Genomic DNA, 23,494 nt, shown 5'->3' with positions numbered 1-23,494 from the left:
CTCGCTATTGCGTAGCCAGAAACCTCAAGGAGTTGGCATGAGCTTCAAGAAGCTTGCCCCCCTGCCCCCCAAGCCCAAGTCGAAGCAGCTCCCGCCCCCGCCGGCGCCGAAGCCGCGCAAGAAGGCGCACAAGCCGCTCCCCAAGCCGTTCCCCAACGACGAACGCTGATCGAGCGGTAGCAGAGAGGTCGACGGTGCGCCGTCGGCCTCTCTCTTTTGAATTCCACGGCGCGGCCTGCAATTCACATGAGGAGGGCCATGACCCGGCAAAGGCAGAATCAGGGGTACGAGAAACAAAAGGAATACGCGGAAACCGGCGTCGGCGCGGTCGCGGACGATCGGTACGAGGATCACGAGTACGAGGACGATGCGTACGAGGACGACGATGAACTCGACCACGACACGCCGACCATCCCCGCCCGTACCGCCTTCCGGCGCTTCTGGCCGCTGACCAAGGGGTTGCGGAGCTGGCTGCTGGCCATCTGGCTGTGCACGGTTCTGGCCGCCCTCGCCGAGACCGCCGCCATCCTCCTCTTCAGCGATCTGACCGACCACGCCCTGCAACAGGGCTCCCTGGCCGCGTTCTGGGCCCCGGCCGCCGAATGGCTGGCCGTCGCCGTGCTCGGCGCCGCCGTCGCCTACGCGGGCAACTCCCTCGCCACCTGGGTCACCGAGCGCTTCGTGATGCGGCTGCGCGAGCATGTCTTCGACCACGTACAGCAGTTGCCGCCGCACTTCTTCCAACGCCACCGCCAGGGCGACCTGTTGTCCCGGCTGACCAGCGACGTCGAGTCGATCGAGACGATGGTCGTGTCCGGGCTCGTGGGCGCCGCGTCGGCGGCGTTCAGCGCGCTGTTCTACGCGGCCGCCGCCTTCTGGCTGCGCTGGGACCTGGCCGCGGCGACCTTCGTGCTCGCACCCCTGTTCTGGCTGGCCGCCCGCCGCTTCTCCGGCTCCATCAAGTCCGTCTCGCGAGACGGCCGGGTCGCCGACGGCGCGATCACCTCCGTCGTCGAGGAGTCCCTCGGCAACATCGTCCTCACCCAGGCGTACGACCGCCGTGACGCCGAGCGGCGGCGGCTGAACCAGGAGGCGAACGCCTGGTTCAGGGCCTCCGTGCGCTCCGGGCGCCTCAACGAGCTGTACGAGCAGCTCGTCCAGGTCATCGAGACGATCTGCGTGCTCGCGGTCATCGGCCTCGGCGTGTGGGAGATCTCCGGCGGTCGGATGACCCTCGGCCAGCTGCTCGCCTTCGCCGCGTTCCTCGGCTACCTCTACCCGCCCGTGCGCGGCCTGGCCCAGCTCGGTCTGACCATCGCCGCCGCCACCGCCGGCGCCGAACGGCTGATCGAGATTCTCGATGTGCGGCCCGCGGTCGCCGATCCGACGCGCTCGGCGGAGAGCCGGCTCGGCCGCCCCGACGGCGCCGTGGAGGTCCGCGACGCCACCTTCCGCTACCCCGGTGCGGAGACCGACGCCCTGCGCGGCCTGTCCTTCACGGTCAACCCCGGCGAACTCGTGATCGTCACCGGCCCGAGCGGCGCGGGCAAGTCCACCGTGTCCAAGCTCCTCCTGCGCTTCTACGACCCGGACGCCGGCTCCGTGCTCCTCGACGGCGTCCCGGTGGGCGACTTCCCACTGGCCCGGCTGCGCGAGTACGTCACGCTGCTGCCGCAGGAGACCCTCGTCCTGCACGACACCGTCCGCGCCAACATCGGCTGCGGGCGTCCCGGCGCGAGCGACGAGGCGCTGGTGGAGGCCGCGCGCGCCGCCGACGCGCACGACTTCATCATGAAGCTGCCGGACGGCTACGACACCAAGATCGACCCCAACTCGGCCCGCCTCTCCGGCGGCCAGCTCCAGCGGCTCGCCATCGCCCGCGCCATCCTGCGCGACGCCCCCGTCCTCGTCCTCGACGAGCCGACCACCGGCCTGGACGCGATGGCCGCGCGCCGCGTGATCAAGCCGCTGCGGCGCCTGATGCAGGGCCGTACGACGATCATGATCACCCACGACCTCAACCTCGCGCCCGACGCCGACCGCATCCTCGTCGTCGACCGCGGCCGTGTGGTCGAAACCGGCCGCCACGACGAACTCCTGGCCCGCGGCGGCGCGTACGCCCGTCTGCACGGATCGCAGAACAACGCGCTGATGGACACCGGAGAGCTGCGGCTGCCGCTGTTCACAGAGGCGGAGGTTCCGGTGGGCGGCTCGGTGCCGGTGGGGATGCCGACGGGGATGCCGGCGGGCGTGCCTGTGGGGGTGCCCGCCGGGGTGCCGACGGATTACGCGGGGGGCTTCGTCGCGGAAGCGGCTCCGCAGTACGCGTACTACGGGGCCGCTGGGCAGTCCGGGGCCGAGGGAACCTGGTACCCCGGTGCGTTTCCCGACCCCTATCCCCTCCCCGGCCCCTACCCCCGCCCCGACCCGGGCTCCCTCCCCGATCCCGCCTCCCTCCCCGATCCCGATCCTCTGCGGGACCCCCTTGACGGCTATCTGCCCGACGGCCGCCCCCTCTTCCGCGACGAGACCCCCTGGACAGGCGCATAAGGGGTTCACGTGCCTGACTTAGTCCATTACTGTGGACTGAGAAGTGCATCTTGATGCACGACTCCTGAGTCGAGCCCGTGGAAGGCCCCGTGAACAGCCCCAGCGCCGCCCCGTCCTCTCCGGCGTCTTCGCCCCCGGCGTCTGCGTCCTCGGTCGCCCCGGCGATGGCGCCCGCGCCCACCCCGGGTGAGGGCGCACCGAGCCGGAGGGGTGCCCTCGGCCCCGTGGGACTGGTCCTGGCCGGAGGCATCTCGGTGCAGTTCGGCGGCGCGCTGGCGGTCACCCTCATGCCGCGCACGGGCGCGCTCGGGGTCGTCACCCTGCGCCTGCTGGTGGCCGCGATCGTGCTGATGGCCGTCTGCCGGCCCAAGGTGCGCGGGCACTCGCGGGCGGACTGGGGCACGGTCGTGATCTTCGGTCTCACCATGGCCGCGATGAACGGCCTCTTCTACCAGTCGGTCGCCCGTATCCCGCTGGGCCCCGCCGTCACCCTCGAGGTCCTCGGCCCGCTCGTCCTCTCGGTCCTCACCTCCCGCCGCGCCCTGAACCTCCTCTGGGCGGGCCTCGCCCTCGGCGGCGTCTTCCTGCTCGGCGGCGGAGGCTTCAGCTCCCTCGACCCGGTCGGCGTCGCCTTCGCCCTGTCCGCGGGCGCGATGTGGGCGGCGTACATCGTCTTCAGCGCACGTACGGGCCGACGCTTCCCCCAGGCGGACGGGCTCGCGCTCGCCATGGTGGTCGCGGCGGTGGCGTTCCTGCCGCTGGGGATCGCCGAGGCCGGGACCCGGCTGATCAACCCGACGACCGTGGCCCTGGGCGGCGCGGTCGCCATCATGTCCTCGGTGCTGCCGTACACCCTCGAACTGCTCGCGCTGCGCCGCCTTCCCGCCGCCACCTTCGCCATCCTGATGAGCCTGGAGCCCGCCGTCGCCGCGACCGCCGGCTTCCTCGTCCTGGACCAGGCCCTCTCCGCCAGCGAGGCCCTCGCGATCGCCCTGGTCATCGCGGCGAGCATGGGGGCGGTACGGACACAGTTGACATCCTCCCCCTCTTAAAAGAGGGGGATTCCAACCCGTGCGGGTTGAGGTTCACGGACGCTCGAACGGCCGGTGGCCGCTGTCGTCCCTCCGGCACCGGCTGATCGCCGGGGGCGGGGGAACCCGCCCTGTCCCGCCGCGACATTGATGCTTGCGTTCTCGTCAGCGTTGCAGGTGAACCCGCAGGACACGCAGACGAAGTCGACTTGGCTCTTGCGCGACTTCTTCTCGATCCATCCGCAGGCGCTGCACCGCAGGGAGGTGAAGGGTGCGGGTACGTCCTCGACCCGGCCGGGAGCCTTCTGCTGCGTGCGTTGCCGCAGCAGGCCCCAGCCCTGGGCGAGGATCGCCCGGTTCAGCCCAGTCTTCTGCCTGACGTTCCTGCCGGGCTGTTCGACCGTCCCCTTCGCGGAGGCGGTCATGTTCCTGATGTTCAGTTTCTCGAACCGCACCAGGCCGTAGGTGCGGGCGAGCATGGTGCTGGTCTTCTCGCACCAGTCCTTGCGCCGGTCTGCTTCACGTGCCCTGAGTCTGGCGACCCTGGCGTACCCGGCGGTCTTGGCCGCGCTGCCCTTGGGCGCGCGGGCGGCCCGGCGTTGGTGCTTGCGGATCTGCGCACGTTCCTTCACGGTCAGCTGCGGGCAGTTCAGCTTCCGCCCGTCCGAGAGGGCGGCGGTGATCTTCACGCCTCGGTCAATGCCGATGACGTCGCCCGTCGCGGGCGCGGCGACCGGTTCGGGGGCGACGGCGAACGCGATGTGCCACTGCCCGTTACGGTAGGTGACGCGGAACGTCTTCGCCTTCGGCAGCTCGGCACGGGTGAGCCGGAAACGCACCCACCCGCAGCCGGGCACCTTGACCTGCGCCCAGCGCCCGTTCAACCTCCGCACCACGACCGAGCGGCCCATGACCTGCCTGCCCCCGGCGTTCAGCTTCGGCGACCCGTCCGCCTCGAACTCCGGCACGCGGTCGGTGCCGATGACACGGAAGCCTTCGTGCACATACTTCTTGCGCCACCTCGGCTCACCGAAGCCGGAGGTGAACCTGGCGGTCTTGGCCCTGGCGAAGTCCTTCAACGCCTGCTGCTGCACGTCGGCGTTACCACCGCGCAGCCATTCACTCTCACGCCGGGCCTCGGTGAGCTGGCGGCACTGCTCGGCGAAGCCGGGCGCCGCCCTACGGCCTTTGTACCAGTGTGCATGCTGCTCGACGGCGAGGTTCCACACATACCGGGCGTGCGCGCAGTGGCCGAGCATGACGCCCGCCTGCTCGTTCGTCGGGTACATCCGGAATCGTGCCATGCCACGAACCTAGTCACCCCGTTCCCCTCCCGCGCACGCCATCGATCAGCATCACCCGTGAGAGTGACCGGCATGCCCTGCCTTCCAGGGCAACCGCGACCGCGGGGCCCTCACCCGCCATCGTCACCAACTGCTTGAGGTCACCCTCAAGTTCGTGGACGGAGGCGCCGAATCGCCCTGACGGCGATTCGGCGCCCCCTGCCCCGCTATGCGGGAGCGGGCATTCACCCCGGCCCTGAAGGACCGGGCACCCTACCCGAAAGCAAGGTGGACGACCCCTCCTGGGCGGGGCTCACGACAGCCGACGTACTCGCCGCGGTCTCCGCCGACGACGAACTGGCCGTCGTCTTCCTCGCGGACGGCGTCGCCCTGCGCACCGGCCAGGGGGCTCTGCTGGCGGTGTCCACCCTGACCAGGGAAGAGTGCGAGAGCGACGAGGAGTTCGAGGCCGAAGGCGGCGAGTTCCGCACCGCCCCGGCCGGGATCCACGAGATTCACGCCAACCTGATGATCGCCAATCTCGACTTCTCCGATTTCGCCGAGGCGGCCGAGGCGGCACCGGACGGCGTCTTCCGCTCCCTGTAGTCCGCGCGGAACCTCTCCCCGTAGCCCGCGCGGCACATCAATTAATGCAAGCATGCTTGCTTGTTTCTGTGCCCGCTGCCATGCTCCAGAGCGCATCGCGAAAGACTCCGCACGCCCGCCGCGCATCGCCGCACATCGCGGCGCATCGCCGCGCGCCGCCGCACACCGTCGTGCCCCGAGGGGAGCTCCATCGTGTCCGACCCGTCGTCAGTGATCGACGATCTGCATCGGGAGAGCGAAGAACTCGACCTGCTGGTAAGGGATGTGGCGGAGAGCCGCTGGGCACTCGCCACCCCCGCCGCCGGCTGGACCGTCGCTCACCAGATCGCCCACCTGGCCTGGACGGACCGTTCCGCCCTGCTCGCCGTGACGGACGCCGAGGCCTTCGCCAAGGAGGTCGAGAAGGCGATGGCCTCGCCCGGTGGATTCGTGGACGAAGGCGCGGAGGAGGGGGCCGGGCTGCCGCCCGCCACGCTGCTCGGCGACTGGCGGGCGGGGCGAACGGCGCTGGAAGAGGCCCTCCGCGCGGCCCCCGCAGGCACCCGCTTCCCCTGGTACGGCCCGCCCATGTCGGTCGCCTCCATGGCCACCGGCCGTCTGATGGAGACCTGGGCCCACGGCCAGGACGTGGCGGACGCGCTGGGCGTGGCGCGCACTCCCACCGACCGCCTCCGCCACGTCGCCCGCATCGGCGTACGGGCCCGGGACTTCGCCTTCCACGTACGGGGGCTCACTCCGCCCGCCACCGAATTCCGCGTCGAACTGGTCGGACCCAAGGGCGAGTTGTGGACGTACGGGCCCGAAGGAGCACCCCAGCGCGTCACCGGCCCCGCCCTCGACTTCTGTCTCCTGGTCACCCAACGGGCCCACCGCGGCGACCTCGCCGTACGGGCGGACGGCCCCGACGCCGACCGCTGGCTGGACATCGCACAGGCCTTCGCGGGTCCACCCGGACAGGGCCGCGCGCCCAAGGGAGACGCCAGGTGACCGTCGCGCCCCTGCGGATAGGCAACGCCTCTGGCTTCTACGGCGACCGCTTCGACGCGATGCGCGAGATGCTCACCGGCGGCCCCCTGGACGTCCTCACCGGCGACTACCTCGCCGAACTCACCATGCTCATCCTCGGCCGCGACCGCCTCAAGAACCCCTCCGGCGGCTACGCCCGCACCTTCCTCGGCCAGTTGGAGGAGTGCCTCGGCCTCGCGCACGAGCGGGGCGTGCGGATCGTGGCGAACGCGGGCGGCCTCAACCCCGGCGGACTCGCCGACGCCGTACGGCAGTTGGCCGACCGCCTCGGCATACCGGTGCGCGTCGCCCACGTCGAGGGCGACGACCTGACCGCCGGCCACCCCAGGAGCCTCGCCGCGCACGCCTACCTCGGCGGTGCCGGGATCGCCGCCTGTCTGCGCGAGGGCGCGGACATCGTGGTGACCGGGCGGGTCACGGACGCGGCGCTGGTCACCGGGCCCGCCGTCGCCCACTTCGGCTGGACGCCGGACGCGTACGACCGTCTCGCCGGTGCCGTCGTCGCCGGTCACGTCCTGGAATGCGGCACCCAGGCGACCGGCGGCAACTACGCCTTCTTCAAAGAGCTCACCGACCACGACCCGGCGCGCCTGCGCCGCCCCGGCTTCCCCGTCGCCGAACTCCACGAGGACGGCACCAGCGTCATCACCAAGCACGACGGCACCGGCGGCCTCGTGGACATCGGCACCGTCACCGCGCAACTCCTCTACGAGACCTCCGGCGCCCGGTACGCGGGCCCCGACGTCACCGCCCGCCTCGACTCGGTCCGCCTCACCCAGGAGGCCCCCGACCGCGTCCGCATCTCCGGTGTACGCGGCGAGGCCCCGCCCCCCACCCTCAAGGTCGGCCTCAACCGCCTCGGCGGCTACCGCAACGAAGTCGTCTTCGTCCTCACCGGCCTCGACATCGAGGCGAAGGCCGCCCTCGTCCGGGACCAGATGGAGACGGCCCTCGGCGCGGCCGAGTCGCGCCCCACGGAGGTCCGCTGGGACCTCGCCCGCACCGACCACCCCGACGCGCCCACGCAGGAGACCGCGAGCGCCCTCCTGCGCCTCGTCGTACGCGACCCCGACCAGGACGCGGTCGGCCGCACCCTCAGCGGCGCCGCCATCGAACTGGCGCTGGCCAGCTACCCCGGCTTCCACGTGATCGCACCCCCGGGAAAGGGCTCCCCGTACGGGGTCTTCGAGGACGTGTACGTCCCCCAGGGCGCCGTGGAGCACGTGGCGGTCCTCCATGACGGGCGACGGGTGCCGGTTGCCCCGGCCACCGACACCCTCGTACTCGAACCGGCGCTCGAGCCCGCTCTGCCCGAACCGCTCCCTCCGGGGCCGACGCGACGCGCTCCTCTGGGCGTGGTCGCGGGTGCGCGCAGTGGGGACAAGGGAGGGAACGCGAATGTCGGGGTGTGGGTGCGATCGGACGACGCGTGGCGCTGGTTGGTTCATCAGCTGACAGCTGACAGATTTCAGAATCTGATAACTGAAAGCCGTCAGCTGAAAGTTGTCCGTCACCGTCTGCCGAACCTCCGCGCCCTCAACTTCGTCGTCGAAGGAATCCTCGGCGAAGGCGTCGCCTCCCAGCACCGCTTCGACCCCCAGGCCAAGGCCCTGGGCGAATGGCTCCGCTCCCGCCACCTCGACATCCCGGAGGCTTTGCTGTGACGGTCCTGGCGTCCGCCCTGGACACCTCCGCCCCCGACTACACCGCCCACCGCGAGACCATGCTCGCCAAGCTCACCGAGCTGGACGCCGAGCACGCCAAGGCGCTCGCGGGCGGCGGCGAGAAGTACGTGGCCCGGCACCGCAAGCGCGGCAAGCTGCTCGCCCGGGAACGCATCGAGCTGCTGCTCGACCCCGACACACCATTCCTGGAACTGTCGCCGCTCGCGGCCTGGGGGAGCGAGTACGCGGTCGGCGCGTCGCTGGTGACCGGGATCGGGGTCGTCGAGGGCGTGGAGTGCCTGATCACCGCGAACGACCCGACCGTGCGGGGCGGCGCCAGTAATCCCTGGAGCCTGAAGAAGGCCCTGCGGGCGAACGACATCGCCCTCGCCAACCGGCTGCCCTGCATCAGCCTGGTGGAGTCGGGCGGCGCCGATCTGCCGTCGCAGAAGGAGATCTTCATCCCCGGGGGAGCGATTTTCCGCGACCTCACCAGGTTGTCGGCGGCGGGGATCCCGACCGTCGCCGTCGTCTTCGGGAACTCCACCGCCGGGGGCGCGTACATCCCCGGCATGTCCGACCACGTGATCATGGTCAAGGAGCGGGCGAAGGTCTTCCTGGGCGGGCCGCCGCTGGTGAAGATGGCGACCGGCGAGGAGAGCGACGACGAGTCCCTGGGCGGCGCCGAGATGCACGCGCGCGTGTCGGGTCTCGCGGACTACTTCGCCGTCGACGAACAGGACGCCCTCCGCCAGGCCAGGCGCGTCGTCGCCCGGCTCAACCACCGCAAGGCGTTCGGCGATCCCGGTCCGGCCGAGCCCCCGAAGTACGACGAGGACGAGCTCCTGGGGATCGTCCCCGGCGACCTGCGACACCCCTTCGACCCGCGCGAGGTCATCGCCCGTGTGGTCGACGGCTCCGACTTCGACGAGTTCAAGCCCCTCTACGGGACGAGCCTCACGACCGGCTGGGCAACCCTCCACGGCTATCCCGTCGGCATCCTGGCCAACGCCCAGGGAGTGCTGTTCAGCGCCGAGTCCCAGAAGGCCGCCCAGTTCATCCAGCTCGCCAACCAGCGCGACATCCCCCTCCTCTTCCTGCACAACACCACCGGCTACATGGTCGGCAAGGAGTACGAGCAGGGCGGGATCATCAAGCACGGCGCGATGATGATCAACGCCGTCTCCAATTCGAAGGTCCCCCACCTGTCCGTCCTCATGGGGGCCTCCTACGGAGCCGGCCACTACGGCATGTGCGGGCGCGCCTACGACCCGCGCTTCCTGTTCGCCTGGCCCAGCGCCAAGTCCGCCGTCATGGGCCCCCAGCAGCTCGCGGGCGTCCTGTCGATCGTCGCCCGGCAGTCGGCCGCGGCCAAGGGGCAGCCCTACGACGAGGACGCCGACGCGGCCCTGCGCGCCATGGTGGAGCAGCAGATCGAGTCGGAGTCCCTGCCGATGTTCCTGTCGGGGCGGCTGTACGACGACGGGGTCATCGACCCCCGCGACACCCGCACCGTCCTCGGCCTGTGCCTGTCCGCGATCCACACGGCCCCCTACGAGGGTGCGCGCGGTGGCTTCGGCGTCTTCCGGATGTGAGGTCCCAGTGATTGCTTCTGTCCTCGTGGCCAATCGGGGCGAGATCGCCTGCCGGGTCTTCCGCACCTGCGGTGAGCTGGGGATCCGGACCGTCGCCGCGTACTCGGACGCCGACGAGAACGCCCTCCACACGCGTGTGGCCGACGAGGCGGTACGGCTGCCGGGGGCGGCGCCCTCGGACACGTATCTGCGCGGCGACCTGATCGTGAAGGCGGCCCTGAGCGCCGGCGCGGACGCCGTGCACCCCGGGTACGGCTTCCTCTCCGAGAACGCCGGCTTCGCGCGGGCCGTCCTCGCCGCGGGCCTCGTCTGGATCGGGCCGCCGCCCGAGGCCATCGAGGCGATGGCCTCCAAGACGCGCGCCAAGAAACTGATGGGGCTCGAACCGCTGGAGACGGTCACCGCCGCCGATCTCCCGGTGCTCGTCAAGGCGGCCGCGGGCGGCGGCGGACGCGGCATGCGCGTCGTACGCGAGCTCGACGCCCTCGACGCCGAGCTGACCGCCGCCCGCGCCGAGGCCCTCAGCGCCTTCGGCGACGGCGAGGTCTTCGTCGAGCCCTACGTAGAGGGCGGTCGGCATGTGGAAGTGCAGATCCTCGCCGACGCGCACGGCACGGTCTGGGCGCTCGGCACCCGCGACTGCTCCCTCCAGCGCCGCCATCAGAAGGTCGTCGAGGAGGCCCCGGCCCCCGGTCTCGGAGACCTGACGGAAACCCTCTACGACCTGTCCGTGCGGGCGGCCCGTGCCGTCGACTACGTGGGCGCGGGAACGGTCGAGTTCCTGGTCGCCGACGGCAAGGCCCACTTCCTGGAGATGAACACCCGCCTCCAGGTCGAACACCCGGTGACGGAGGCGGTCTTCGGCGTCGATCTCGTCGCGCTCCAGCTCCAGGTGGCGGAGGGCGGGGCGCTCGCGAACGACCCGCCACGCGCGCGTGGGCACGCGATCGAGGCCCGCCTGTACGCCGAGGACCCGGCGCGGTCCTGGGCCCCGCAGACCGGCACCCTGCACCGCCTCGCCGTCCCGGAGGGCGTCCGCCTGGACACCGGTTACACCGACGGCGACCCGATCGGCGTCCACTACGACCCGATGCTGGCGAAGGCGATCGCCTACGCGCCCACCCGCGCGGAGGCCCTGCGCAAGCTGTCGGGGGCCCTGGAACGTGCCGACATCCACGGCCCGGCGACCAACAGGGATCTGCTCGTGCGCTCCTTGCGGCACCCGGAGTTCGCCGAGGCCCGTATGGACACCGGGTTCTACGAGCGCCACCTCGCCGCCCTCACGACGCCGTCCCCGGACCCGTACGCGCCCCTGGCGGCGGCCCTGGCGGACGCGCGGGGCCACTCCCGCTCCCGGTTCGGCGGCTGGCGCAACCTCCCCTCGCAGCCCCAGACCAAGCGTTACGACCTGGCCGGCACCGAGCACGAGGTGCGCTACCAGCACACCCGTGCGGGCCTCACGGCCGACGGGGTGCGCGTGGTGCACGCCGACGCCCGTCTCGTCGTACTCGAAGTGGACGGCGTACGCAGGAAGTTCGAGGTGACGCGGTACGGCGACCAGGTGTTCGTGAACGCCACCGCCCTCACCGCCCTGCCCCGCTTCCCCGACCCCACCGCCCAGCAGGCCCCCGGCTCCCTTCTGGCCCCCATGCCCGGAACCGTCGTCCGCGTCGCCGAGGGACTGGCCACGGGAGCCGCCGTACGGGCCGGAGAGCCCCTCCTGTGGCTGGAGGCGATGAAGATGGAACACAAGATCTCCGCGCCGACGGCAGGCACGCTCAGCGCCCTGCACGCCATCCCCGGCCAGCAGGTGGAAGTCGGGGCTCTCCTGGCAGTAGTAGATCCAACTCCGTGAGACAAGCGCCCCGTCAGGGGCGCGGGGCCGTCCCAGCATGCGGCTCCGCCGCGTGGGCGCGACCAGCCACAAACAACCCGCACTCTTCGTACTCAGCAGGAGCCCCCATGAGCCCCGCAACAGAAACCGAAGAACACAAGGCCCTCCGGTCCGCCGTGGCCGCCCTAGGCAAACGCCACGGCCGCGACTACGACATCAACACCCTCTGGTCCGAGGCCGCCAAGCTCGGCTACCTCGGCGTCAACCTGCCGGAGGCCTACGGTGGCGGGGGCGGCGGCATAGCCGAACTCTCCATCGTCCTGGAGGAACTCGGCGCCGCGGGCTGCCCCCTCCTGATGATGGTCGTGTCGCCGGCGATCTGCGGCACGGTGATCGCCCGCTTCGGCACCGAGGCCCAGAAACAGGAGTGGCTCCCGGGCCTGGCCGACGGCACCCGCACCATGGCCTTCGGTATCACCGAACCCGACGCGGGTTCCAACTCGCACCGCATCACCACCACCGCGCGCCGGGACGGTGCCGACTGGCTCCTGAACGGCCGCAAGGTGTTCATCTCCGGCGTCGACATCGCGGACGCCACCCTCATCGTGGGGCGCACGGAGGACGCGCGGACGGGTCGCCTCAAGCCCTGCCTGTTCATCGTCCCGCGCGACGCCGACGGCTTCGGGCGGCGGCGGATCGACATGGAACTCCACAGCGCGGAGAAGCAGTTCGAGCTGACCCTCGACGACGTGCGGCTGCCCGCCGACGCGCTCGTCGGCGACGAGGACGCGGGCCTGCTCCAGCTCTTCGCCGGGCTCAACCCCGAGCGGGTGATGACGGCCGCGTTCGCGATCGGCATGGGCCGTTACGCGCTCTCCAGGGCCGTCGAGTACGCCCGCGAGCGCACCGTCTGGAAGCAGCCCATCGGCGCCCACCAGGCCGTCGCCCACCCCCTCGCGCAGGCCCACATCGACCTCGAACTCGCCCGTCTGATGATGCAGAAGGCGGCCTACCTGTACGACTCCGGGGACGACGTCGGCGCAGGTGAGGCCGCCAACATGGCCAAGTACGCGGCGGGCGAGGCCTGTGTGAGGGCCGTCGACCAGTCCGTGCACACCCTCGGGGGCAACGGCCTCACCCGCGAATTCGGCCTCGCCTCGTTGATAACGGCCTCGCGCGTGGCTCGTATTGCTCCGGTGAGCCGGGAGATGATTCTCAACTACGTCTCCCACCAGACCCTGGGCCTGCCCAAGTCGTACTAGCCCGCCGCTCCACGAGCCGCTCCAGGAGGAACCGTGTTCCGCAGCGAGTACGCCGAAGTCCCGGCCGTAGAGGAACCCATTCACGAGGCGGTCCTCGGCCGCGCCGCCGAGCGCGGCGACACGCCCGCGCTGATCGACGGAGTCGACGGCACCACGCTCACCTACGGGCAACTGGACCGGTTCCACCGGCGGCTGGCCGCCGCGTTCGCCGACGCGGGCGTCCGCAAGGGCGACGTCCTCGCCCTGCACAGCCCGAACACCATCGCCTTCCCGACGGCGTTCTACGCCGCCACGCGCGCGGGGGCGTCGGTCACGACCGTGCACCCGCTCGCCAGGCCCGAGGAGTTCGCCAAGCAACTGCGGGACAGCGCCGCGAACTGGATCGTGACCGTGTCCCCCCTCCTGGAGGCGGCGCGGCAGGCCGCCGAGCTCGCCGGCGGGGTGCGGGAGATCTTCGTCTGTGACAGCGCGCCGGGGCACCGCTCGCTGATCGACCTGCTCGGTTCGACCGCGCCCGAACCGGAGATCGACATCGACCCGGTGACGGACGTCGCGGCTCTGCCATACTCCTCCGGGACGACCGGCATACCCAAGGGGGTGATGCTCACCCACCGGTCCATCGCCACCAACCTGGCGCAGCTGGTGCCCTTCTTGCCGATGAGCGAGGGCGAACGCATCCTCGCGGTGCTGCCCTTCTTCCACATCTACGGGCTGACGGCCCTCATGAACGCGCCCCTCAGACAGGGCGCCACCGTCGTCGTACTGCCCCGCTTCGACCTCGACACCTTCCTCGCGGCCATCGAGAAGCACCGCATCAGCGGCCTCTTCGTGGCGCCGCCGATCGTGCTGGCCCTGGCCAAGCACCCGGCCGTCGCGCGGTACGACCTGTCGTCCCTGAAGTACATCGTCTCCTCCGCCGCGCCCCTGGACGCCAAGCTCGCGCTGGCCTGCGCCGAGCGGCTGGGGCTGCCGCCCATCGGCCAGGGCTACGGGATGACGGAACTGTCTCCCTGCACGCACCTGGTCCCCGTGGACGCCGCCCAGCAGGCGCCCCCGGGAACGGTCGGCAGGCTCGTCCCGGGCACCGAGATGCGCATCGTCTCCCTCGACGACCCCGGCAAGGACCTCGGCGTCGGAGAGGCGGGCGAGATCGTCATCCGCGGTCCCCAGGTCATGAAGGGCTATCTGGGGCAGCCCGACGCCACCGCCGCGATGATCGACCCGGACGGCTGGCTGCACACCGGAGACGTCGGCCATGTGGACACCGAGGGCTGGCTGTTCGTCGTCGACCGCGTCAAGGAGCTCATCAAGTACAAGGGCTTCCAGGTCGCGCCCGCCGAACTGGAGGCACTGCTCCTCACCCACCCCGGTATCGCGGACGCCGCGGTCGTCGGGGTCTACAACGAGGACAACAACGAAGTCCCGCACGCCTTCGTGGTGCGCCAGCCCTCCGCGGCCGGTCCGGCCGGTCCGGCGGCGGACGACGTGTCCGACGTCCCCGGCCTCTCCGAAGGAGAGGTGATGATGTACGTCGCCGAGCGCGTCGCCCCGTACAAGAGGGTCCGCGGCGTCACCTTCATCGACGCCGTCCCACGGGCGGCCTCCGGAAAGATCCTGCGCCGGGAACTGCGGGGCCTGTCATGACCGTTGAACCGGTTGAATCGCTGGTCCGAGTGACGCACGACCGCGCCGTCACCACCCTCACCCTCGACTCGCCCGCCAACCGCAACGCCCTCTCCACCGCCCTCGTGGGCGAGCTCGCGGACGGGCTCACCCGGTGCGGCAAGGACCGAGACGTCCGCGCGGTCGTCCTCGCCCACACGGGGAACACGTTCTGCGCGGGCGCCGACCTGCGCGACCCCCCGCACCCGGAGGCGCTCGTCGCCCTGCTGCGGCAGATCGTCGAACTGCACAAGCCCGTGGTGGCCCGGGTGACGGGCCATGTGCGGGCGGGCGGACTGGGGCTCCTCGGAGCCTGCGATCTGGCGATCGCCTCCAAGGAGGCCACGTTCGCCTTCACGGAGGTACGCATCGGCGTCGCGCCCGCCGTGATCTCCCTTCCCCTGCTGCCCCGTACGGACCCCCGCGCCCTCGCCCGCTACTACCTCACGGGCGAACGTTTCGACGCGTCGGAGGCGGTACGGACGGGACTCCTGACGGCGACCGGCGACGACGTCGACGTCACCCTGGAACCCGTCCTGGACGGCCTGCGCCGCGCCTCCCCCCAGGGCCTGGCCGAGACGAAAGGGCTGCTCACGGCTAGGGTGCTGGAGGCCTTCGACCGGGACGCGGACGCCCTGACCGCGCTCTCGGCCGAACTGTTCTCCTCCGCGCAGGCCCGCGAGGGGATGACGGCCTTCCTCGAACGACGGGATCCCGCATGGGTGGTGTGAGCACGACGGAAGCCGCGGAGCGCGCGGAGCGCACGGACGCGACTACGAATGCCACGGACACGACCACGGACGCGACACAGTCGGCCGAAATCGCCCCCCGCAGTCCCCGGCTTCCGCACGTTCCCAAGCAGGACCGCAGCCGCGCCACCCGGCAGCGGCTGCTCGCGGCCGCCGTGGCCTGTCTCGCCGAGCACGGCTGGGCGGGCTCCACGGTCTCCGTCGTCGCCGAGCGCGCGGGAGTGTCCCGGGGGGCCGCCCAGCACCACTTCCGTACCCGCGAGGACCTGTTCACCGCCGCGGTGGAGTACGTCGCCGAGGAGCGCTCCACCGCACTGCGCGCCCTGTTCCCGGAGGGCGCCGCCGACCGCCGCGAGGTGGTCGTGGCCCTGGTCGACCTCTACACCGGCCCCCTCTTCCGCGCCGCCCTCCACCTCTGGGTCGCCGCCTCCAACGAGGAGCAGCTCCGCCCCAGGGTCACCGAGCTGGAGGCCCGCGTGGGCCGCGAGACCCACCGGATCGCCGTGGAACTCCTCGCCGCCGACGAATCCCGCCCGGGCGTTCGCGAAACGGTCCAGGGCCTGCTGGACATGTCCCGCGGCCTCGGCCTCGCCAACCTCCTCACGAACGACGTGGGGCGACGGGAACGGGTGGTGGCGCAGTGGGGCGTACTGCTGGACGAGGCGCTGGGCTGAGCCCCGCCGACGTCACGGGCTGAGCCCCGCGGCATCACGGACTGAGGCGCTCCGCCCGCCAGCTGCCGTCCGGCTCCACCACGTACCGCAGCCGGTCGTGGAGGCGGTTCTCGCGGCCCTGCCAGAACTCGACCGTCCGGGGGGCGATGCGGAAGCCGCCCCAGTGCGGGGGCACGGGGACCTGTTCACCCTCCGGGTAGCGGGCGCTCAAATCCTCGTAGGCGGCGTCGAGCTCGTCCCGGGAGGAGATGACCGAGGACTGGGCGCTGGCCCAGGCGCCGAGCTGGGAGCCGTGCGGGCGGGTGCGGAAGTACGCGGCGGTCTCGTCGCGTCCGGTGCGCCGCGCCGTTCCGGTGACGATGACCTGGCGGGCCATCGGGTGCCAGGGGAAGAGCAGCGAGACGTACGGGTTCTCGGACAGCTCGCGGGCCTTGCGGGAGTCGTAGTTGGTGTAGAAGACGAAGCCCTGCTCGTCGTACTGCTTGAGCAGCACTGTGCGTGAGCTGGGCCGGCCCTCGGCGTCCGCCGTGGAGACGACCATCGCGTTCGGCTCGTACACCATGCCCTGCACCGAGGCCTGCGCGGCCTGCTTGAACCAGCGGGCGAACTGGTCCATGGGATGCGCGGCGAGATCGGCCTCGACGAGCCCCTCGGCGCGGTAGTGGGCGCGCATCGCGGCGGGGTCGGCGGCGAGTTCTTCGGCGTCGCCCGCGGCTTCTGCGGCGGCGGCTTCCGCAGCGCGCAGGACGAGGGGCTCGGCGGCGGATTCATCCGGGAAGCGGTCGCGGTCGGTCACGCGGTCATCTTGCCGTATCCCGGTACGGCATTGAGTGTCAGTGGGTGGCACTGAGTGCCGCAGGGCCTCCCCAAAGGTGGCACTCGGAGATATGGTGCTGCCACCGTTCCGGTGGGATGACCGCCGGTCGCACGGGGCATCACCGGGAAGACGTACCGGACCGCGAGTCCACGAGCCGACCGTGGAGCCGGACGTCGACCACCCATCACCGACGCACGGTTTTCCCCTTCCAACCGCAAGACGCGCCCCCACCATCACGCCCCACCATCACTCCCATGAACCCCCCGTCGTACACATCACGAGGAGCCGCCTGATGTCCGACTTCGTACCCGGACTCGAAGGAGTCGTCGCGTTCGAGACGGAGATCGCCGAACCGGACAAGGAGGGCGGCGCACTCCGGTACCGGGGCGTCGACATCGAGGATCTGGTCGGCCACGTCTCCTTCGGGAACGTGTGGGGCCTCCTCGTGGACGGCGCCTTCAACCCCGGTCTGCCGCCCGCCGAGCCGTTCCCGATCCCCGTCCACTCCGGCGACATCCGCGTCGACGTCCAGTCCGCGCTCGCCATGCTCGCCCCCGTCTGGGGCCTCAAACCACTCCTCGACATCGACGAGGCCCAGGCTCGCGAGGACCTCGCCCGCGCCGCCGTCATGGCCCTGTCGTACGTCGCCCAGTCCGCCCGCGGCCAGGGCCGGCCCATGGTTCCGCAGAGCGAGATCGACAAGGCGCACTCCGTCGTCGAGCGCTTCATGATCCGCTGGCGCGGCGAGCCCGACCCCAAGCACGTCGCGGCCGTGGACGCCTACTGGACGTCCGCCGCCGAGCACGGCATGAACGCCTCCACCTTCACCGCCCGCGTCATCGCGTCGACGGGCGCGGATGTCGCCGCCGCTCTCTCCGGCGCCGTCGGGGCCATGTCCGGGCCGCTGCACGGTGGCGCGCCCTCCCGCGTCCTCGGCATGATCGAGGAGATCGAGCGCACGGGCGACGCGGAGGCCTACGTCAAGAAGGCCCTCGACAAGGGCGAGCGCCTGATGGGCTTCGGCCACCGGGTCTACCGCGCCGAGGACCCGCGCGCCCGTGTCCTGCGCCGCACCGCCCGCGAGCTCGGCGCCCCCCGCTTCGAGATTGCCGAGGCGCTGGAGAAGGCGGCCCTCGATGAGCTCCACGCGCGCCGTCCGGACCGCGTCCTGGCGACGAACGTCGAGTTCTGGGCCGCGATCATGCTCGACTTCGCCGAGGTCCCGGCGCACATGTTCACGTCGATGTTCACCTGCGCCCGTACGGCGGGGTGGTCGGCGCACATCCTGGAGCAGAAGCGCACGGGACGGCTCGTACGGCCGTCCGCGCACTACGTGGGCCCCGGTCCGCGCGGCCCCCAGGAGATCAAGGGCTACGAGGACATCGCGCACTGAGCCCGCTCACCGGGGCTGGTCATCACGCGGGGGTGAGCAGCTCCGCGTGATGACGGGTGGCGACCAGCGGGTGGGCCCGCAGCTTGCCCTTCAGCTCGTTGAAGCCGTACTCCGCGAACAGCGGGTTCGCCGGGTCGTCGGTGACGCCGGGCGCGGCGGAGGCGTGCGGGAAGGGCAACGGCTCCACGCGTGCGTCCAGGCGCGGGTTGTAGAAGAAGGGCACGGAGAACCGCTCGGTGGCCCCGGGCGGACTGACGACCCGGTGGTTGGTGGCGACGAGGTACCCGTTGGTGGCCACTTCCAGCAGCTCGCCCAGGTTGACCACGAACGCTCCCGGCAGCGGCGGCACCTCGTGGAACAGACCGTCCTCGCGCTGCACCTGAAGGCCGCCGACCTGGTCCTGGAGCAGCAGCGTCAGGAATCCGTAGTCCTTGTGCGCGCCCACGCCCTGGTCGACGCCGTCGCCCGCGCTGCCCGGGTAGCGCACGAGCTTCAGATGCGGATGGGCCCGCTCGCCGAAGATCGGCTCGTAGAAGTCGGCGGGCGCCCCGATCGCGGTGAGCAGCTCGCGCAGCAGGCGGGCCGCGACCGAGCTGAGCCGGTCGATCCACGCCAGCGCGGCGGTCCGCAGCTCCGGCAGCGCGGCCGGCCACTGGTTGGGCCCTTCCAGCCACCAGTAGGCGGGCTCGCCGGGACCGGGCCTGCGCGCGGGGCGCTCGGCCCCTATGTCGAGCTGGTCCCGCCAGTCCCGGCTGCCGCCCGTGCGCTCGTCGCCGGTGCGCGTGTACCCGCGGAAGTGCGGCGAGTTGACGTTGTCGAGGGCGAGCCGCTCGGCCGCCGGCAGCGCGAAGAACCGGTGCATGGCGTCGAGCAGGGCGGCGGTCTCGCCCTCGGTCACCCCGTGCCCGACGAGCTGGAAGAAGCCCACGTCGTGGGCGGCGCTGTGCAACTGCGCGTGCAGCAGGGCGCGGGCCTGGGGGCCGCGGTCGGCCGCGGAGAGATCGATGATCGGAAGCTGCTGGGAGGGCCGGTGCTGTCGGTCCTGCAAGCCTTGGAGGCTCTGCAGGTACTGAGCAGAAGACGTGTTCGTCGTCATGAGGTGCGTCCGCAGGGTGTACGGGTGCCCGGGCGGCCGCCGGGGGTGGGGCGGGGGCCACGGGTGCCAAGGGGAAGAAAGGGGGCCGAGGTCAGGAAGAAGCCCGACAGCCCATGCTCGTGACGCGCACGAAGTCCACGTGTCGGCGTCGAACGAGCATCGGAAGCATGGCCCAAGAGTACTGCGGACCCCGCGAAACGCATGTGCCTCACGTCACATGCCCTGCGAAACGCAGACGACCCGCGAGCTCGGGTCCCCCCGCCTCACGGCGGAGAAGCCGGCCGGACGTACCGGCGAACTCGCGGGTCGGGTGACTGCTGGAGATTGGGCCGGCTGCACGCTCAAGTACGCGCTGGTCCGGCACCGCACTGCATGTGGTGACGGGCCGCTAGCCCGCAGCCACCTCGCTGGTCCGGGTTTCATACATGTACCCGATCACCTCCTTTCGGCGTGCAGCCCACCCTAGGAATCGATCGAACGCGGATCAACCGGTTTTTCGAAAAGATGGTGGGGCACGACTCCGTCGAGTGGCGGGCGAGTCGTGGGTGGGGTTCGGGGTGCGGTGTGTGGGGCTGACGGGGCGGAATCCCTGCGTACAACGATTTCGTCCAATCTTTGGGGAACACGATGTGGGCTGGGTCACGTTCGAGTTGAATGAGGGCGAGTGAGCGAACTGTCTCGCCGTACGTGCGGACGCAGCCTGCAGGGGGTCCAGGTGAGTGCTTCCCGGCGTAGTGGGACCACCGACGAGCTGGGGCCGGACGAGCCCGAGCCGGCTGGTTCCGATCTGCTTGCCGCGCTGCTGGACGGGATGGACGCGGCGCTGTGCGCGTTCGACGCCGATGGGGTCGTCACCCATTGGAACCGCGAGGCCGAGCGGATTCTCGGCTGGACCGCGGCCGAGGCCGTGGGGCGGCGCGGGTTCGCCGGATGGGCCGTGCGGACCGCGGACGCCGAGGAGGTCGAGGCACGGCTGCTGTCCGCCATGGAGGCCCCCGGACGTCAGGTGCACGAGTTCGCGCTGCTGACCAAGGACGGCGGGCGCGTGCTGGTGCGGACCCAGTCCGCCGCCGTGCGCGGAGCCGACGGGAAGCCCGCCGGGGTGTACTGCGCCTTCAGCGAGGTGCACGCGCAGATCGATCTCGAGCGGTCCATCGCTCTGAGCGAGGCGTTGTTCGAGGACGCCAGCTGGGGTGTGGTCCTGGTCGACGCGGACCTGCGGCCCGCCGTGGTCAACGCGCATGCGGCCCGGGCCCTGGGGACCGGGCGTACGGCGGTGCTCGGACGGCCGCTGGGGGAGCTGCTCTCTCAAGGGGTCGAGGAGCTGGAGAGCGCCCTCACGTACGTGCTCGCCGAGGGCGCGCCGCCCGCGCCCGCCGAGATGTGGGTGAGCGTGCGGTCGGCCGAGGGTGAGCAGCGGCGGTGCTGGCGCAGCGGGTTCCTGCGGCTCGCCTCACCGCTCGCGGAAGAACCGGTTCCGCTCGGGGTCGGGTGGCTCTTCCAGGACGTGACCGAGTCCAGGCACAGCGAGCAGGAGGCGGCCCTGCTGCGGTTCCGGTCCAACCAGCTGCACCGGGCGGCACGAGCGGCGGCCGAGTGCGAGGACCCCGGGGAGGCCGCCACCGTCCACCTCGACTTCGCGCTCGCCGGGTTCGCCGACCACGCGCTGATCGACCGGGTTGCGACCGGGTGGTCGGCGGGGGACGACGACGGGCCCGTACGGCTGGTACGCGCCGCCACCACGCCCGCCGGGGCGCCCGGGCCGAGCCTGCTCACCGGGAAGGCCGGGCTGCCCGTGCGGTACGCCGAGGGGCATCCCGCGCTCCAGTGCGTGGAGCGGGCCGGGTCCGTGCGGGCCAGCTCCGGTGAGACCACCTCCGAGCGGAAGCGGGAGTGGGCCACGGCCCGCCAGTGGCCGCCGGACGCGGTGCATGCCCTGTGCGCGGTCCTGCGCAGCCGGGGGCGCACGCTGGGCGTCGTGACGTTTCTACGGAGGGCGGAGCGCAGCCAGTTCGACCGCACGGACGCGACATACGCCGAGGACGTGGCGGTACGGATCGCCGCGGCGCTGGACCTGGACGGGCTGACGGCCCGCACGTAGCGCTGCCGCGCACACCCCCCACCCGATCGGCCCAACGCGGGTAAAGGATTCCGGGTCGGCTCAGCGCGGGTGGAGGATTCCGGGTCGGCTCAGCGGGGGAGGATCCGGGTCGGTCCAGCGAGTGCGGAGAGTCTCGGTTGGCCCAGTGCCGGTCGAGGATCTCGGTCGGCTCAACGGGGGGAGGATCCGGGTCGGCCCAGCGAGTGCGGAGAGTCTCGTTCGGCTCAGCGGCGGTAGAAGATTCGGTCGCCGTACTCCGTCATCACTCGGCCGTTCCATTCGTGGCCGCCGTCGACGTTGCCCGAGCGGAGCAGGGGCGGCTCGATGCCCCGGTCGGCCAGCGCGCCCGCGGCCGTGGCCATGACGGCCTGGAGGAGGGCCGTCGTGACCACCGTGGAGGCGGGAGCGAAGGGCGCCTCGATCGTCTCCAGGGTCAGTTCCGCGTCGCCGACCGCGATCCTCGAGTCGAGGACGATGTCGCAGTGGTCCTTCAGATACGTCCCCGAGACGTGCCGGGACTTCGTCTCCGAGGCGTAGGCGACCGAGGTGACGCCGATGACCTTCACGCCCCGGGCCCGCGCGTTCATGGCCATCTCGACCGGGAGCGCGTTGCGGCCGGACAGCGAGATGATCACGAGTACGTCGCCGGCGCGCAGCGGGCTGGAGTCCAGGACCGCGCTCGCGAGGCCGTCGACCCGCTCCAGGGCCGAACCCAGCGTCGCCGGCATGACGTCCACGCCGACCACGCCCGGAACGGCGAGCAGATTCATCAGGGCGAGGCCACCCGCGCGGTAGACGACGTCCTGCGCGGCGAGCGAGGAGTGCCCGGCGCCGAAGGCGAAGAGCCGGCCGCCGTCCGCGACGGTGTCGGCGATCAGGGCGCCGGCCGCCTCGATGGCGTCCTCGTCCTCGTCCCGCACCCGCTGGAGCAGGCCGATCGCCGCGTCGAAGAACTGCCCGGCCAGCTTGCGGTCGCTCATCGGCGAAGCCCCTTAGAAGTCTCGTCGGCGTCGGGTGGGTGCTGGGTCACGCTTTGTGCCGCGGATCACGTTGCGGTCTGGACCAGTGCGCTGTCAATACGGCCTGCCGAGGTGGCCGCGGAGGCACCCGGTGGGGCGTTCGCGGGGGCACTCGTAACCCTGCGGTTTCAACGGCGAGGCACGCTTGTCAGTGGTATGCGTCAGAATTGGGTTCAGGGCCAGCGCACACGCCGGTGAGCCACCGAGCCTTCGGCAGAGCTAATCAAGGGGCACGTATGTCCGGACTGATCGACACCACGGAGATGTATCTCCGCACCATCCTCGAGCTGGAGGAGGAAGGCGTGGTCCCCATGCGCGCCCGGATCGCGGAGCGGCTCGACCAGAGCGGGCCGACGGTCAGCCAGACGGTGGCGCGCATGGAGCGCGACGGCCTGGTGGCGGTCGCCACCGACCGGCACCTGGAGCTGACCGAGGAGGGCCGTCGTCTCGCCACCCGAGTGATGCGCAAGCACCGCCTCGCGGAGTGCCTGCTCGTCGACGTGATCGGTCTGGAGTGGGAGCAGGTGCACGCCGAGGCATGTCGCTGGGAACACGTGATGAGCGAGGCGGTGGAGCGGCGCGTGCTGGAGCTGCTGCGCCACCCGACCGAGTCGCCGTACGGCAACCCGATCCCCGGCCTGGAGGAGCTCGGCGAGAAGGACGGCGCCGACCCGTTCCTGGACGAGAGCATGGTGTCGCTGGCCGAGCTCGACCCCGGCCTGGACGGCAAGACCGTCGTCGTACGCCGGATCGGCGAGCCCATCCAGACGGACGCGCAGCTGATGTACACGCTGCGGCGCGCGGGTGTGCAGCCTGGCTCCGTGGTGAGTGTGACGGAGTCGGCGGGCGGTGTACTCGTCGGCAGCGGTGGTGAGGCGGCGGAGCTGGAGTCGGACGTCGCGTCCCACGTGTTCGTCGCCAAGCGCTGACATCCGGTGATCGTGGGAGGCCTCGCACCCCGGTGCGGGCTTCCCGGCCCTGAGCCCGCGAGGGGCAGCTCCCGGGGGTGGGCCACGGGGTCCGGCAGCCGCCGAACCCCGGGTCGGCCTCCGGGCGCCCGCCGGCCGTCGTGGGCAGGCGTCGACCCGGCCTGCCCCTGCGTGTCGGTGGCGATCGAGCCCGCGTACAGCGA

19 protein-coding genes are annotated in these 23,494 nt (G+C 71.5%); 15 read left to right on the top strand and 4 right to left on the bottom strand.

The features are described 5' to 3' along the window. Positions 1-37 precede the first annotated feature (37 nt). The 3 genes from ACIRA5_RS10400 to ACIRA5_RS10390 all read left to right on the top strand — a co-directional run bounded on the left by ACIRA5_RS10400 (position 38) and on the right by ACIRA5_RS10390 (position 3,602). A complete protein-coding gene (locus tag ACIRA5_RS10400) occupies positions 38-169 on the top strand; it encodes a hypothetical protein (RefSeq protein ID WP_256258009.1) in 132 nt (43 codons plus the stop codon). 89 nt (positions 170-258) lie between these two features. Next, positions 259-2,550: an ABC transporter transmembrane domain-containing protein gene (locus tag ACIRA5_RS10395; RefSeq protein ID WP_403689357.1), complete on the top strand. Its 2,292-nt coding sequence runs from the start codon at positions 259-261 to the stop codon at positions 2,548-2,550. Positions 2,551-2,639: 89 nt separating this feature from the next. Further along, positions 2,640-3,602 (top strand): EamA family transporter, encoded by a 963-nt coding sequence (locus tag ACIRA5_RS10390; protein WP_403689355.1) that lies wholly within the window; start codon positions 2,640-2,642, stop codon positions 3,600-3,602. On the opposite strand, the gene ACIRA5_RS10385 is transcribed toward ACIRA5_RS10390, so the two are convergent. Then, complete coding sequence (locus tag ACIRA5_RS10385; RefSeq protein ID WP_403689354.1) at positions 3,599-4,885, bottom strand: RNA-guided endonuclease InsQ/TnpB family protein; 1,287 nt, start codon at positions 4,883-4,885, stop codon at positions 3,599-3,601. The two genes, ACIRA5_RS10390 and ACIRA5_RS10385, sit on opposite strands and share 4 nt — an antisense overlap. A gap of 267 nt (positions 4,886-5,152) precedes the next feature. Here ACIRA5_RS10385 and ACIRA5_RS10380 point away from each other — a divergent pair, with 267 nt between their 5' ends. The 9 genes from ACIRA5_RS10380 to ACIRA5_RS10340 all read left to right on the top strand — a co-directional run bounded on the left by ACIRA5_RS10380 (position 5,153) and on the right by ACIRA5_RS10340 (position 15,936). Then, positions 5,153-5,470: a DUF6924 domain-containing protein gene (locus ACIRA5_RS10380; RefSeq protein WP_403689352.1), complete on the top strand. Its 318-nt coding sequence runs from the start codon at positions 5,153-5,155 to the stop codon at positions 5,468-5,470. Between the two features lie 192 nt (positions 5,471-5,662). Further along, the gene (locus tag ACIRA5_RS10375; protein WP_403689351.1) at positions 5,663-6,457 is read left to right on the top strand and encodes a TIGR03084 family metal-binding protein; all 795 of its coding nucleotides are present in this window, start codon (positions 5,663-5,665) and stop codon (positions 6,455-6,457) included. Further along, the gene (locus ACIRA5_RS10370) at positions 6,454-8,160 is read left to right on the top strand and encodes an acyclic terpene utilization AtuA family protein (protein ID WP_403689348.1); all 1,707 of its coding nucleotides are present in this window, start codon (positions 6,454-6,456) and stop codon (positions 8,158-8,160) included. The genes ACIRA5_RS10375 and ACIRA5_RS10370 overlap by 4 nt, the downstream gene beginning before the upstream one ends. Further along, positions 8,157-9,755, top strand: a complete 1,599-nt coding sequence (locus tag ACIRA5_RS10365; RefSeq protein WP_403689346.1) for an acyl-CoA carboxylase subunit beta — start codon at positions 8,157-8,159, stop codon at positions 9,753-9,755. Before ACIRA5_RS10370 ends, ACIRA5_RS10365 begins: the two co-directional genes overlap by 4 nt. Before the next feature lie 7 nt (positions 9,756-9,762). After that, a complete protein-coding gene (locus ACIRA5_RS10360) occupies positions 9,763-11,610 on the top strand; it encodes an acetyl/propionyl/methylcrotonyl-CoA carboxylase subunit alpha (protein WP_403689344.1) in 1,848 nt (615 codons plus the stop codon). Between the two features lie 107 nt (positions 11,611-11,717). Then, entirely contained in the window at positions 11,718-12,851 is a 1,134-nt protein-coding gene (locus ACIRA5_RS10355; RefSeq protein ID WP_403689342.1) for an acyl-CoA dehydrogenase family protein, read from the top strand. A gap of 33 nt (positions 12,852-12,884) precedes the next feature. Next, complete coding sequence (locus tag ACIRA5_RS10350; RefSeq protein ID WP_403689340.1) at positions 12,885-14,495, top strand: 4-coumarate--CoA ligase family protein; 1,611 nt, start codon at positions 12,885-12,887, stop codon at positions 14,493-14,495. Then, positions 14,492-15,244, top strand: coding sequence for an enoyl-CoA hydratase family protein (locus tag ACIRA5_RS10345; RefSeq protein WP_403689338.1), 753 nt, complete (start codon positions 14,492-14,494; stop codon positions 15,242-15,244). Before ACIRA5_RS10350 ends, ACIRA5_RS10345 begins: the two co-directional genes overlap by 4 nt. Positions 15,245-15,333: 89 nt before the next feature. Beyond that, on the top strand, positions 15,334-15,936 hold the full coding sequence (locus tag ACIRA5_RS10340; RefSeq protein ID WP_403689757.1) for a TetR/AcrR family transcriptional regulator: 603 nt from the start codon (positions 15,334-15,336) through the stop codon (positions 15,934-15,936). Between the two features lie 34 nt (positions 15,937-15,970). Here the strand turns inward: ACIRA5_RS10340 and pdxH are convergent, their stop codons facing one another. Continuing rightward, positions 15,971-16,609: a pyridoxamine 5'-phosphate oxidase gene (gene pdxH / locus ACIRA5_RS10335; protein ID WP_403689754.1), complete on the bottom strand. Its 639-nt coding sequence runs from the start codon at positions 16,607-16,609 to the stop codon at positions 15,971-15,973. Positions 16,610-17,045: 436 nt separating this feature from the next. Between pdxH and ACIRA5_RS10330 the strand changes: the two genes are divergently transcribed. Continuing rightward, complete coding sequence (locus tag ACIRA5_RS10330; protein WP_403689337.1) at positions 17,046-18,146, top strand: citrate synthase 2; 1,101 nt, start codon at positions 17,046-17,048, stop codon at positions 18,144-18,146. A 22-nt stretch (positions 18,147-18,168) separates the two neighbouring features. Here the strand turns inward: ACIRA5_RS10330 and ACIRA5_RS10325 are convergent, their stop codons facing one another. Then, entirely contained in the window at positions 18,169-19,194 is a 1,026-nt protein-coding gene (locus ACIRA5_RS10325) for an isopenicillin N synthase family dioxygenase (protein WP_403689334.1), read from the bottom strand. A gap of 763 nt (positions 19,195-19,957) precedes the next feature. Between ACIRA5_RS10325 and ACIRA5_RS10320 the strand changes: the two genes are divergently transcribed. Next, positions 19,958-21,343, top strand: coding sequence for a PAS domain-containing protein (locus tag ACIRA5_RS10320; RefSeq protein ID WP_403689333.1), 1,386 nt, complete (start codon positions 19,958-19,960; stop codon positions 21,341-21,343). A gap of 224 nt (positions 21,344-21,567) precedes the next feature. Here ACIRA5_RS10320 and ACIRA5_RS10315 read toward each other — a convergent pair whose 3' ends face one another. Further along, positions 21,568-22,323: an SIS domain-containing protein gene (locus ACIRA5_RS10315; protein WP_403689331.1), complete on the bottom strand. Its 756-nt coding sequence runs from the start codon at positions 22,321-22,323 to the stop codon at positions 21,568-21,570. Positions 22,324-22,598: 275 nt separating this feature from the next. Here ACIRA5_RS10315 and ACIRA5_RS10310 point away from each other — a divergent pair, with 275 nt between their 5' ends. Beyond that, on the top strand, positions 22,599-23,291 hold the full coding sequence (locus tag ACIRA5_RS10310; RefSeq protein ID WP_054235646.1) for a metal-dependent transcriptional regulator: 693 nt from the start codon (positions 22,599-22,601) through the stop codon (positions 23,289-23,291). Positions 23,292-23,494 lie beyond the last annotated feature (203 nt).

This window comes from Streptomyces sp. NPDC096311 (assembly GCF_044763085.1).
Taxonomy (GTDB): domain Bacteria; phylum Actinomycetota; class Actinomycetes; order Streptomycetales; family Streptomycetaceae; genus Streptomyces.
Note: the sequence above shows the minus strand (reverse complement) of the source record. Positions and strands in the feature narration are given on the sequence as shown.